This window comes from Gemmobacter megaterium, assembly GCF_900156815.1.
GTDB lineage: Bacteria > Pseudomonadota > Alphaproteobacteria > Rhodobacterales > Rhodobacteraceae > Wagnerdoeblera > Wagnerdoeblera megaterium.
In genome coordinates this window covers 85,581-98,452 of the sequence record NZ_FTOT01000006.1, presented here as the reverse complement: position 1 = coordinate 98,452, position 12,872 = coordinate 85,581, and the positions used below count along the sequence as shown (strand labels likewise).

General features: G+C 65.7%; 11 protein-coding genes. 4 read left to right on the top strand and 7 right to left on the bottom strand.

Translation table 11 applies throughout. The features are described from left to right. The first annotated feature begins 13 nt into the window (after positions 1-13). The 3 genes from BW970_RS14270 to BW970_RS14260 are packed head-to-tail and all read left to right on the top strand — an operon-like array spanning position 14 to position 3,440. Positions 14-1,723, top strand: a complete 1,710-nt coding sequence (locus tag BW970_RS14270) for an FAD-dependent oxidoreductase (protein WP_076532543.1) — start codon at positions 14-16, stop codon at positions 1,721-1,723. Beyond that, positions 1,716-2,642 carry a DMT family transporter gene (locus BW970_RS14265; RefSeq protein ID WP_076532541.1) on the top strand — a complete coding sequence of 309 codons (927 nt, stop codon included), beginning with the start codon at positions 1,716-1,718 and terminating at the stop codon, positions 2,640-2,642. Before BW970_RS14270 ends, BW970_RS14265 begins: the two co-directional genes overlap by 8 nt. A gap of 24 nt (positions 2,643-2,666) precedes the next feature. Continuing rightward, the gene (locus BW970_RS14260) at positions 2,667-3,440 is read left to right on the top strand and encodes an IclR family transcriptional regulator (protein WP_076532539.1); all 774 of its coding nucleotides are present in this window, start codon (positions 2,667-2,669) and stop codon (positions 3,438-3,440) included. 3 nt (positions 3,441-3,443) lie between these two features. On the opposite strand, the gene BW970_RS14255 is transcribed toward BW970_RS14260, so the two are convergent. From BW970_RS14255 to BW970_RS14240, 4 genes are all read right to left on the bottom strand, one after another. Further along, a complete protein-coding gene (locus BW970_RS14255) occupies positions 3,444-4,535 on the bottom strand; it encodes a DUF475 domain-containing protein (protein WP_076532536.1) in 1,092 nt (363 codons plus the stop codon). Between the two features lie 160 nt (positions 4,536-4,695). Next, entirely contained in the window at positions 4,696-5,499 is an 804-nt protein-coding gene (locus BW970_RS14250) for a crotonase/enoyl-CoA hydratase family protein (RefSeq protein WP_076532534.1), read from the bottom strand. A gap of 8 nt (positions 5,500-5,507) precedes the next feature. Beyond that, entirely contained in the window at positions 5,508-6,641 is a 1,134-nt protein-coding gene (locus BW970_RS14245; protein ID WP_076532531.1) for an acyl-CoA dehydrogenase family protein, read from the bottom strand. Continuing rightward, positions 6,641-7,630 (bottom strand): acyl-CoA dehydrogenase family protein, encoded by a 990-nt coding sequence (locus BW970_RS14240; RefSeq protein WP_076532952.1) that lies wholly within the window; start codon positions 7,628-7,630, stop codon positions 6,641-6,643. Before BW970_RS14240 ends, BW970_RS14245 begins: the two co-directional genes overlap by 1 nt. Before the next feature lie 98 nt (positions 7,631-7,728). Here BW970_RS14240 and BW970_RS14235 point away from each other — a divergent pair, with 98 nt between their 5' ends. Then, on the top strand, positions 7,729-8,520 hold the full coding sequence (locus tag BW970_RS14235; protein ID WP_076532528.1) for a helix-turn-helix domain-containing protein: 792 nt from the start codon (positions 7,729-7,731) through the stop codon (positions 8,518-8,520). On the opposite strand, the gene BW970_RS14230 is transcribed toward BW970_RS14235, so the two are convergent. From BW970_RS14230 to BW970_RS14220, 3 genes are read right to left on the bottom strand one after another with little or no spacing between them, the layout of a single operon-like run. After that, positions 8,517-9,344 (bottom strand): glycosyltransferase, encoded by an 828-nt coding sequence (locus tag BW970_RS14230; RefSeq protein ID WP_083701305.1) that lies wholly within the window; start codon positions 9,342-9,344, stop codon positions 8,517-8,519. The genes BW970_RS14235 and BW970_RS14230 overlap by 4 nt on opposite strands. Next, positions 9,344-11,848, bottom strand: coding sequence for a hypothetical protein (locus BW970_RS14225; RefSeq protein WP_076532522.1), 2,505 nt, complete (start codon positions 11,846-11,848; stop codon positions 9,344-9,346). The genes BW970_RS14230 and BW970_RS14225 overlap by 1 nt, the downstream gene beginning before the upstream one ends. Then, positions 11,845-12,810: a hypothetical protein gene (locus BW970_RS14220; protein WP_076532519.1), complete on the bottom strand. Its 966-nt coding sequence runs from the start codon at positions 12,808-12,810 to the stop codon at positions 11,845-11,847. Before BW970_RS14220 ends, BW970_RS14225 begins: the two co-directional genes overlap by 4 nt. Positions 12,811-12,872: the final 62 nt, after the last annotated feature.

Here is a 12,872-nt window from a genome sequence, read left to right as displayed (position 1 = left end):
AAGGAGAGACGCCATGCGGCGGCACGAGGTCGATGTTCTGGTGGTGGGGTCGGGCGCCGGGGGGCTGGCCACCGCCGTTGCGGCGGCGCATCGGCGCCTGTCGGTTCTGGTCGCGGAAAAAGAGCCGGTGTTCGGCGGCACCACGGCCCGGTCAGGCGGCTGGATGTGGATTCCCTGCAACGCGCCCGCCCAGCGCGCCGGTGTTCAGGACAGCAAGGACAAGGCCCGCACCTATCTGCACCACGAGGCAGGCGCGCATTTCGATGCCGACCGGGTGGATGCCTTTCTGGATGCCGGGCCCAAGGCCGTGGAGTTCTTTGAACAGAACACCGCGTTGCAATTCGATCTTGGCCCCACCTTTGCCGATTATCACCCGACAGCGCCCGGCGGCATGGATGGCGGCCGCTCTATCGTCGCCCGGCCCTTCGACGCGCGCGGGCTGGGGCCAGAGGTGCGCCGCCTGCGCCCGCCACTGGCCGAAATCACCGTGCTGGGCATGATGATCGGGTCCGGCAAGGAGTTGCTGCATTTCTTCAACGTTCTGCGCTCGCCCGTGTCCTTTGCGTTTGTAGGGCAGCTTTTTGCCAAATATCTGCGCGATGTTCTGCTGCATGGCCGCCCCATGCGGCTGACCAATGGCAATGCGCTGGTCGGGCGGCTGGCCAAATCGGCCTTTGACACAGGCGTCGAGATCTGGACCGACTCTCCCGTCAGGCGCCTGATCCGCGACGATACGGGCCGCGTGACCGGCGCCATCCTGCACACCCGCACGGGCGAAATCGAAGTGGCGGCCCGCAAGGGCGTCGTCCTTGCCGCAGGCGGTTTCCCGCAGGATGCGCTGCGCCGCAAGGAACTGATGCCCCATGCCCCCAGCGGCCACGAACATGTCAGCCCGGCGCCCCCCGGCAACACCGGCGACGGGTTGCGTCTGGGCGAGGCAGTGGGGGCAGATCTCGATACCACCCTGCCCCATGCCGCTGCCTGGGTGCCCATTTCGCGCCCAAGGCGCAAGGATGGCACGCTGGGAACATTCCCGCATTTCGTCGACAGGTCCAAACCCGGCGTCATTGCCGTCACCCGCTCTGGCCGCCGCTTTGTGAACGAGGCGCAAAGCTACCATGATTTCTGTCAGGCCATGGTCAAACGCTGCCAGGAGGAAGGCGGCCCCGATGCCGAACTGGCGGCCTGGTTCGTGGCCGATCACCGGGCCTTTCGCAAATACGGTCTGGGGTTCGCAAAGCCGGCGCCAGTGCCCTATGGCCACCTGATCAAGGATGGCTATCTGCTGCGCGGCGCCACGATTGCGGATCTGGCCCGGCAGATCGGTGCCGATCCGGTGATGATGGAGGCTGAAGTGGCCGAGTTCAATCGCCACGCCGACCGGGGCGAAGACCCGGCCTTTGGCAAGGGATCGACCAGCTACAACCGCAGTCTGGGCGACCCCGACCACAAGCCCAACCCCTGCGTGGCACCGCTGGCCAAGGGGCCATTCTATGCCGTGCGGCTGTATGTCGGCGATCTGGGCACCTTTGCCGGGCTGAAAACCAATGGCCGCGCGCAGGTGCTGGATCAGGACGGACGCCCCGTTCCGGGCCTGTATGCGGCCGGGAACGATGCGGCCAGCATCATGGGTGGTAACTATCCCGGCGGTGGCATCACGCTTGGCCCGGCGATTACCTTTGGCTGGATCGCCGCGCGCGATATGGCGGGCGGCAATGACTGAACCCGTCTCGCCCCTGCGTCTGGTGGCGGGCATCTGTCTGGGCTTGCTGGCGGTGACGGGCTGGGGCCTGTTCAATGTCGGCACCGAAATCGCCCAGGCCCAGGGCTTTCGGCCGCAGGATCTGACCCTGCTGCGCTATGGTGTGGCCGCGCTGGTGCTGCTGCCATGGTTTCTGTGGCGTGGCCTGCGTCTGGACCAGCGACGCCTGATCCTGATGGCGCTGTTGGTCGGGCCGGCGTTTTCCATGTCCTTCAACCTGGGATTCCGGCTGGCCCCGCTGGCCCATGCCGTCGTGATCGGTCCGGGCACTTCGGTGATGGTGGCGCTGTTGCTGGTGCGGCTGGTGGACCGCCAGCAGATCAGCGCGCTGCGGATGGTCGGTCTTGCCTTGCTGCTTGCAGGGCTGATCGTGATCGGCGCCGACCGGGGCGGTACCGCCAAGGCAAGCGGCCTGTGGGCCGTGGCGGGCGATCTGTGCTTTGTCGTCTCGGGCGCCTTGTGGGGTGTGTTCAGCTGGCTTCTGGGGCGCTGGCGGATGCCCCCCGTCGAAACCACGGGCGGCGTCGCGCTCTATGCCGGGCTGATGTTCCTGCCCATCTACCTGCTGGTCTGGGGCCTGCCCGATGCGCCACATCTGCCATGGCTCCAGCAGGCCATGGTGCAGGGCGTTATCGGCGGTAGCGGGGCACCTGCGGCATTTGCGGCGGCTGTGGTTCTGCTGGGCACCGGGCGGGCGTCGATCTTCAACGCGCTTGTGCCCCCCTCTGCCGTGCTGATGGCGATTCCGGTAGCGGGACTTCAGCCGAATGGCCTGCAATGGCTTGGGGTTGCGCTGGCCACGATCGGCCTGATCACATCCATGACCCTGACAACAGGCCGTGCGCGCGGCTTGCCGCCTGCCCCCCATGCCTCTAGGTGAAGGAACACAACGGATGGAGCCAGCGTGACCAAGCCCAGACAGCAACGCGGCGTGCAATCGCTGGAAACCGGCGGCGCCATCCTGCGCGCGATGGCGCAGGTGGGCGCCCCGGTCAAGCTGCGCGATCTTGCCGAAACCGTGGGCGTTGCACCGTCTCAGTTGCATCCCTATCTGGTCAGTCTGCGAACCATCCGCATGGTAGAACAGACGGAAACCGGGCTTTATGCGCTTGGCCCGTTTGCGCTGGAACTTGGCCTGGTACGCCTGCGCGGCACCGATGCCTACCGCGAGACCATGCGCCGCCTGCCTGTTCTGGCCGAGGACACAGGGCTAATGGTCGCCGTGACGGTCTGGGGCCTGCATGGTCCGGTGATCGTCTATGTCCACGAAGGGCCCGAGCGTATTCATGCCAACGTGCGCGCAGGGGGGATGTTCACCGTTACCGGCACCGCCACCGGCCGGCTTTTTGCGGCCTACCTCCCGCGTGACAACACCGAACCGCTTGTTCGCCACGAATTGCCAGACCCAGCGCAGCAGACCACCTACTGGGCCGAGGTGGCCAATACCGCGGCTCAAGGCTACACGACCACCCGCGACCTGCCGATCCCTGGCGTATCCGCAGTCGCGGCGCCGGTGTTCGACCATACAGGGGGGATGCAACTGGCGATCACCGTCATCGGGCCGACGGCACAGATCGACCTTGCGGCCGATGGCACCACTGTTCGGGCTGCCCGGACCTTTACCGATCAGCTATCGACCGACCTGGGGAATGGCCCCGGCGCGCAGCCGGGGCCATAACTCTCAGGCGGCAATCGCGTTCTTGCGGTTCCACCGGATGGATGACCACAGCGCAAACCCGATCAACGCGGCACCGCCCAACCCGGTGATGACCTCGGGGATATGGGTCAGCGTCTGGACATACATGATCACCGACAGGATCAGGATCGCGTAGAACGCCCCATGTTCCAGATAGCGGTACTGGGCCAGCGTCCCCTTTTCCACCAGCATGATCGTCATGGAGCGCACATACATCGCGCCCACGCCCAGACCGATGGCGATGATGAACAGGTTCGACGACAGCGCAAACGCACCGATCACACCGTCAAAGCTGAACGAGGCGTCCAGCACCTCCAGGTACAGAAACGCCCCAAGCCCCCCGCGGGCCGCGCCCTCCATCAGCTCCTGACTGCGATCCAGGATGCCGCCCAGCACCTCGACCAGAAGAAATGTCAGCAGCCCCCAGATGGCCGCATGAAAAAACACGGTCGCAGACGCCGCACCTTTCCAGGATTCGATCACCTCGGAGAACACCAGCATGATCACAAGGACAAAGGCGATCTCGATACCCTTGACCGAAGAATACTGCGTCGCCTTCTCCTCGATCCAGCGCACCCAATGGACGTCTTTCTCGTGATCAAAGAAAAACGACAGCGCGACCATCATCAGGAAAGTGCCACCAAAGGCGGCAATCGGCAGATGGGCATCATGCATGATGCGGCTGTATTCCTCGGGCTGACTTGCCGCCATGACGATCGCCGTCCACGGCCCGACATTTGCAGCAATCACCACGATCAATAGCGGGAACACGATCCGCATCCCGAATACGGCGATCAGGATACCCCAGGTCAGGAACCGCTGCTGCCATTTCGGCGTCATGTCCTTCAGCTTGTTCGCATTGACGATGGCGTTGTCAAAGGACAACGAGATTTCCAGCACCGCCAGAACGCAGACGATGAAGAACACCTTCATTGCTCCGCCCACGGTGTGCTCGGTCGAAAAGCCAAGCCACAGGCCAAGGCCAAGGCCGATGGCCGTAACGATAAAGGCCCAGCGGAAATATTGCAGCGTCGAGCGATGCCCGGCTCCGGTCGAAGCGGTTGTCCCTGATGTCATGACGAAATGTCCGGCGGCTATGGATGTTGCGGTGCCGACATCACGAAAGCACCGCCACTTCCGCCAGAGGGGCCCGGTCACCGAACAGACTCCGCCTGCGCGCCCGGCGCGGTGGATGACGCTGCATATAGCTGGCCCTACGGCGGATTCAACCCCGACTTTAGGGACGCTTCGACGAGGCGCGGCCTTGACCGGCGTTCATGCGTGCCAGGGCCGCGTGATAGTCGTCGGTATGATGGGCCACCGCCTGCATTGCTGCCGACATGTCCAGAACGGCAGACAGCGTGTTGTTCCAGGCTTGCCGCAGCAGGCGCTTCGTCATGCGGGTGGCGTGGGGCGGATTCGCGGCGATGCGGCGGGCCATGGCGCGTGCCTCGTCCAGCAGGGCGCCGTCTTCGACCACACGGGACACAAGGCCAATGCGCAGCGCCTCGTCTGCACCGACCAGATCGCCGGTCAACGCCATTTCGCTTGCTTTGGCAAAGCCGACCGCCCGAGGCAACAGCCAGGCGCCGCCATCGCCAGGGATGATCCCCAGACGCACAAAGCTTTCGGCAAACTTGGCCGACTGCCCGGCGATGCGCACATCGCACATCAGCGTCAGATCGCAACCCGCGCCGATGGCCGGCCCGTTCACCGCAGCGATCACCGGCAATTCCAACGCTTCGAAGGCCAGGGGCAGGCGCTGGATGCCGGTCTTGTAATTGCGGCGCGTCTGGGCTGGAACCTCGTCCACCAGGCCCTGTCCGGGTGACATCGCCTTGATGTTGCCGCCCGACGAAAACGCGCTGCCGCTGCCGGTCAACACGATGACCCGCGCCTTTGGATCTGCCTCTGCGGCCTCCAGCGCCTCAAGCAGCCCCTCGATCATCGGCAGGCCAGAGATGGCGTTGCGCGTTTCGGGGTCGTTCAGGGTGATCGTGACGATGCCGTCGGCATCGGTTTCGGAAAGAACGATGGGCATGATGTCTCCTATCTCAGGCCAAGACCGCGGGCGATGATGCCTCGCAGCACTTCGCGGGTGCCACCCCGCAGCGAAAAGCACGGTGCCATCTGCCGCACACGGGCAAAGGTCGCGTCATATGCGGGATCGGCCGTCGCGGGGTCGATCGCCTCGCGCGCGCGCTCGGGGGTCTCCTGTTCCAGCAACGCGCCCAGATCCTTGACGATGGCAGCATGTAGATCGGGCTTTTCGCCCCGCTCCAGCCGCCCTGCCACCGATTGCGACATATGACGCAACACCAGCGTATGGGCCACAAGCCGCCCCACCGATCTTTCAACGGCAGGCACATCCGCGCCAAGGCGGTTCATTTCCTCCAGCAGCGCAAAAGACGACAGAAACCTCTCCGGCCCACTGCGCTCGAACGACAGTTCCGACATGACCTGCGCCCAGCCATCGCCTTCGCGCCCCAACAGCGCGGTGTCGGGCAGTTCCACGCCATCGAAACTGCATTCGTTGAAATGATGCTCTCCTGCGATGTCCAGCACGGGACGCACCGTGATGCCGGGCAGCGACATGTCGACCAGAAACTGGCTGGTGCCGCCATGGCGGTCTTCGGCCGGGCCGGTGCGGCAAAAGCAGATCATGTAATGGGATTCGTGGGCATAGGTCGTCCACAGTTTCGTGCCGGTCAGCCGCCATCCGGTTGCGGTGCGTTCGGCCCGCATACGGACCGAGGCAAGGTCGGATCCGCTGTCCGGCTCGCTCATGCCGATGCAGAAGTAGCAGTCTCCGGCCGCGATCCTGGGCAAGATGCTGCGGCGCTGGTCCTCGGTGCCATTGCGCAGGATCATCGGGGCACTTTGCCGGTCGGCGATCCAGTGGGCGGCCACGGGGGCACCTGCGGCCAGCAGCTCTTCCATAACCACATGGCGCTCGACCGGGCTGCGGGCATGTCCGCCGTAGTCCTTGGGCCAGGTCATTCCGATGTATCCGGCGGCGCCAAGGGCGCGGCTGAACTCGGCGTCAAAGCCCGACCAACTGCGCGCCTGATCGGCTGCGGAATAGCCGGGCGGCAAGGTCGCGCGCAGGAAGGCACGCACCTCGGCGCGCAGGGCGGCATGGTCAGTGCGTTGGTCGGGAAGGGGAAAATCGAGCGTGGTCATCAGAAACGGTCCGATTGCAGGGCGGTGATCTGCGGCCAGAGTGCGCCGCCGGCGGCCATCGCGGCGCCAAGGGTGGCGGCCCAATCCGCCTCGCGGCCATCATCGTCGCGCCAGGTCCACAGTCGGCGGGTCAGCGGGTGCAGGGCGTATTCCTGGCTGAAGCCGATGGCCCCGTGGATCTGATGGGCCCGTTCCGCCACTTTTCCGGCCGCTTCTCCAGCGCGGATCTTGGCGGCCGCTGCCAGCAAAACCAGCCGGTCGGGATGCGACTCTGCCAGCGGCAGCGCCAAGGCGGCCATCTGTGCGGCGGCCCCCGCCGCAGCGGTTTCGGCGGCCATCGTCGCCAGATACTGCTGGATTGCCTGAAACTTGCCCAGCGCACGACCGAATTGCACCCGCTCGCCCGCATAGCGCACGGTCATTTCCAGCACAGCCTGCAACGCGCCCGAGATCTGCTGGGCGCGCAGCACTGCCGCAACCGCGCGCGGCACCTGCGGATTCAGCGCCAGCGGCACAACGGCCTGAGAGGCGGGGAGTGTCGCCAGAGTGTCGCGCGCCTCGCCGGCGATGGAACAACCGTGCTGCCAGTCGCCACCCGCCACCGCGAACGTGGACAACTGGCAACCTTGGGCCAGACCGTCGCACACCACCAGAAGCGCAAGGTGCCGCCCGAACGGAACCTTGCGGGCCGGGCCGAACACCACAGCCGCGGGCCCCTCTGCCAGCGGCAGACCCGCGCGCGCCAGCAGCCAGTTCGCCAGCATGGTTTCCGCCAACGGCACCGGAGCGGCCACCGACGCCGCAATTCGCAGCGGCTCCACCGCCTCGGCAGCGTCCAGCCCGAAGCCGCCATCCTCCTCGGACAGCAGGCTCAGCGCAAAGCCCGCCTCCTCAATGGCCTGCCAAAGCGTGCCCGACCAGCCCCTGCCGGTGGTTTCATGCTGCGCGAACATCCGCCGCGCGCTGTCGGCGATCAGGTCCGATGTCATCTGTCCTCCCTTGTCATATTTCATCAGATGAAATACAATTTCATTAATCTACCATGGAACACTGCCAGTGCAACAGGCGCGATCACACAGGAGAACGTATGACTTCCTACAAGCCGGTAACCGCCGCCCTGCGGGTTCTGGACGTTCTGGCCGCCTTGAACCGACCGGGAACCAAGGCGACGGTCGCCGGGATTCACGGCGCCACCGGCATTGACAAGGCAACCGTGGTGCGGATGCTGGAAACGCTGATCCATGCCGGATATGTGCTGCGCGATCCAGAGCAGCCGGTCTACCGCCCCACTGGCAAGACACTGGCGCTTGCCACAGGATATGACCGGCACAAGGTGGTCGGGGCAATCGTGTCGGATGATCTGGCGCAGTTCCGCCAGCGCATCGGGTGGCCGTCGGATGTTGCGCTGTTCGACCATGATGCGATGCTGGTGGTGCATTCCTCTCGCCCACCGGAACCCTTGCATTTCATACGTGCCTCGGGGTTCCGGGCGCCCATGTTGGTGACCAGTCTGGGGCTGGCGTATCTCGCGCATTGCGACGCAAGGGAGCGCGCGGCCGTTCTGGCACGATTGGCCGGGGATCCGGCCTCGGAGAACGATTTGGCGCGCGACCCGGCCCGGCTGGAGAGCCGCCTGGACCAGATCAGGGCACAGGGCTTTGCGACGATGGATCCCAGCTATTCCCGCGCGCATTACGAAGGACGCTTCTTCAGTCTTGGCGTGCCCATCATGGCGGACAGGCAGGTGTTCGGGGCGATCAACGCCATGTATCTGCTCAGCGCCCTGTCAATCGACGAGGCGCAAGACCGGCTGCTGGGGCCGTTGCAAGAGGTGGCAGGGCAGATGGCGGCGCGACTGGCCCAGCGGTCGGGATGCTAGCGCCCCCGCACCCACCCCCGGCTGCGCGGTCCAAGCTTTACCGCAAGCGAAACCGCCGCATAAACAGCAAACCCCGCCGGATCCGCCAGCGCCAGCCGCAGGACCGAACCCGGAGCCAAGCGCGCCTTGCCCTCGTTTCCCAGCAGCATCGGCCATTGCGCAGCAATCTGCGCCACGCCTTCGTCCTGCCGCCGCCGGACGCGGACAAGGCGGCGGAATCCTTCGACCATCGGCCAACTGTAGGTTGCGGGCAGGCCGATCCGCTCTGACGGCGCGAAGTGCAGACGCACAAAGGTGTCGTCGGAAATGATGTCCGGAAACGCACCCCACCGCGCCCGCCCGGCGGCATTCACCGCAAACAGGCCGAACCCCGGTGCAGCGGATCCCGCAAACGGCAGGCGCATCCAGAAACGGGCATAGGCGCGTGTCACCGGACTGCGGGCCGCGGCAATCTCTGGCGTTCCACTGGCATAGGCCGGCCCCGGCGCAGCCGCCAGCGCCCGCGCAATCTGACCGATCAGCGGCGGGCTGACCAGCACATCGGCATCCAGATAGACCCGCAAAGCTCCACCCGCCCGCGCATCGCCGATGTTGAGCGCATTCAGCTTGCCCGGTTTCGCCAGATCCACCACCTCCAGCCGCCACCCCGCCGCATCGGCAGCCCCGGCGCGTGCCTGCGCAGCGGCGACAGTGCCATCGCGGCAGCCATTGGCCACCACGATCACCTCGGCGGTCATGCCAACCGGATCCGACGCCAGCAGCGCATCCAGACACGGCCCGATCCAGTCCTGTTCATTGCTCGCGGGCAGGATGACAGACAGCATCATTCGCCACGCGCCAGCGCCCGCCAGCGCGGGTTGTCATCGCCCAGATGCCGCAGTGCCCCCCAACTGCCCCAGCGGCTTGGGGCCATCACATCGACAAAGGCATTGAACGGCGAATCCGAAAGCCGGTGCCAGCCATCCACAAGCCGACGATACAAGGCCCCCATGCCGGTGCTGTAGTTCAGTGCAACCATGAAGGCATTGGCCTCTGCATCCTGCTGCAACGGCCCCAGGCCAACCACATGTGTCCCCCCCTCGTACATCATCAGCCGCAGCCCATGCGCCTGTGCGACTGCCGCATGATAGGGCAGCAGGTCGTCCACCAGACCCGCGACCGAGTCCGCAACCTTGCCGCCATGGCGCCCGTCCGACAGATCCTCGATGGCCAGGTCGATCGCCAGATCGAACCGATGCGCGGCCACATGCGCGGCGCGCTCGTGCTCGGGCAGCGCCCGAGAGGCCCGCTCTGCGGCGGCCCGGCTTTCGTCCAGCCAACCGCGCACCAGCCCCTCACTTTCGGGATACCCGATGCCAGCAGAAAAATAGGCCGTCACGCCCCAGGCATCAAAAGCTGTATAGGGTGCGGGCCTGCCTTCGGCCACCACCAGAGGGGCGGTCAGAATATCGGCCTCCAACCCTTTCCATCCCGTCTGGGTCGCCAGAACGCGGACCAGCCGATCCGGCGCATCGGCAAAGACCCCGGCCCATATGCCGACCGTTTCAGCGGCGCGCATCGCACCGAACTGCACCCATTTCCATTCCTGCCCCCAGCGCGCCTTGGCTTGTTCCTCGGCCCAGACAGCCTGGGGAAAGATCATGTTCCACAGCTCGTTGGAATATTCGACATGCGCCACCAAACCGGGTGCCAGACCGTCATATGCCGCCTGAGCGTAGAAGCGCACCAGATCATCCTGCGCCAGATGTGGCAGGGTGAACCACGGGTCGGCCTGCAACTCATTGGCCAGCGCCACCATCACCTCTATCGGAACACCGATACGCGCCCAGGTGTAGTCGGCGGGCCGGGGCCGGTCCTCCAGCCGCGACAGGTCGCTGCCGTTGGTCCGCATCCAGTCCATGAAGCGGATCAGCCGCACGCCCCGGATGCGCGCCAGCCAGTCGGGGTTGAAGATGGCACCGCTCTCGATCAGCGCCACACGATCCTCGCGCAGCACGCGGATCCGGCGGATCGGATCGGCGGGATCACTGGCCGAGATGGTCAGCAACACACTCCCCTCGCCCGGAGTAAAGTCGAACACGATCCGCCCCGGCGCCTGCGACACGATCTGTGCACGGCCTTCGAGCCGCAGGGTTCCGCGCCCCTCATGGGTCAGCAGATAGCGCCCGCCAAGGCCTGCCGCATCTTCGGGCATATCGGTCAGGATCAACGTGGAAATCCCCCGCAACTCTGGCGGCACGCCGCGCGGCCATCCCTCGGCATCCAGCCAGTCGGCCGCGGCCAGATCGTCATGCCCCCACCCTCCCCAGCGGTCGGGCAGATGACCGATCCATGGCCGCGCCGTCTTCATTATGTCCAGAAACGGCTGCGAGGTGGACCAATCCGCCAATTCGGCAAGGCCGAAGCCGATCCCCTTTGCCGATACACCTCCCAAGGCTGCGATGTCTGGTTGGAACCCGGCCCTGTCGTCCGGGCTTGCCACATTGCCGCCGGGCAGCGCGCGTGGTGGGTCCGGTGCCTCTGCCAGAACCACATCCGAGCGCTTTGGCACCTCGGCCCGCCGGGCTTGCACGACCTCCCAGGCGATTTCCTGCATCCGGGCCGCCATGGCCTCGGTCACGATTGCGCGAGTCTGCCATTGCCGCACCAGACGGGGCGGCAGGCCGCGCGGATCCCTCCCGGTCAGGCTGGCATGGATCACCATGGCAACCATATAGAGCCCCCGGTCATTCAGGTGGATGTCATCGGAAAACACATCGCCAATTTCGCGCAGGCCCGGCACCGTGCCCTTGTCGATCTCATCCGCCAGCCGACCCATCGCCTGCCCCGCCGGGATCACGCGGACCTCTGGGCCCGCAGCGGCAGCCAGCCCCTGCCAGTTCGCCCAATCGTCGGCAAGGCGCTGGCGCCAGGGCAGATGCCCCTGGGCGTCATGCTCAACAGGACGCCCCGTGCCACTATTCAGACTGTGCCATGTTTCATAGATCCAGACCTGCGCCGCCGGATTGGCATCCAGGGCAGCCGCCGCCCATTGGCGGGCGAACCCGACACTGTCGGACCATTGCAGATGATTGGCCAGCGGGATCGCCTCTGTCAGAACAAGATGACCGATCCGGCCACTCTCCAGTATGCGACGGCCATCGCCCCCCTGCCCTTGGGCCGAGTGTTCCCAGTTCCACTTCAGCGGCGCGCCATTGATGATCTGCATCTCGGACCGCAATTCCACCCCCTGCGCGACCGCAGCGCGTTCCACCATGCGGGGCAGGGTCGGGCCGATCAGCGAATGACCGACAAACAGCACTTCGGCCATCAGGGACATCAGGCTCATGCGGAAACTCCGGTTCCGGGGGTTGCCCGGACCACGGCCCAGACGATGCGCTGCAAGGCAGAGGCAAGATCCGGGGCCACCGGCACGGGCGTGCCATCGGCGCGCGTGACCGCACCTGTCAGCCCTTCGGGCGAACGGTGGTACAGCACGGCATAATGCACCAGCGCAATCAGGTAATGACCAAGATCACCAAGGTGAATGCTGTCCTGAGAACCATCGGCCGCGCGTGCAAAGAACTGTTCGCGCCGGGTGATACCGGGCAGCTCGCCCGCCTCGGCGGCGCGGACCGCCGCCGCCAATGCCTGCCCGCCAGGGACAAGGTAGACAGGCGGAGAGTCCCAGGCCAGCGCACCTTGCAGCACCTGGCCTTGCCACAAGGCGGGGAGATCCGTGGCGATGCGTTCCAGCCAGCCATCCGGATCATCCAGCCGGTGCCAGGTTTCATACAGGTAAATCCTGACCTGCGGGTTCCCGGCCTGCGCCGCCAGCGCCCAACGGGCTAGGTAGTGCGGGCTTGCATGCCACCGGATCGCATCGCGCAGCTCCACCATCTCTGTCAGCACGACGGCATCGTAGTCGCCAGAGGCTAGTGCCTCGTGGGCAGGGCGGTGACGGGCATGGGCGTTCTCGGTCACAAAGCCCGTGATCTCGACCCGGTCTTCCCAATGGGCGCGCAAGGGCGTGCCCCAGCCCAGTTGGCTCGCATGGTCATGCCCCGCCAGTTGGGCCAGCATCGCAGGCATGTCCCGCCCCACCAGCGAATGGCCCAGATGATAGACCCGCAGCGGCCCCGCAGGCGGCGTCAACGGGGATTGGGCGTGCGCCAGAACCGCACCGCCAACAGGCGTGCGATCGGCAGGCAGCGCCGGCCCCTCGCGCCATCGACGCAAGCCCAGCAGGGCCGCACCACCCGTCAGCGCCGCTCCGATCAGCCCGGCCAATATCATCCGTCGCCTAGGCATCTGCCCCCCTTCTGAATGGTTTGCATTCCATCAGTGTAAAGCTAGGTTGCCCATGCAACCCT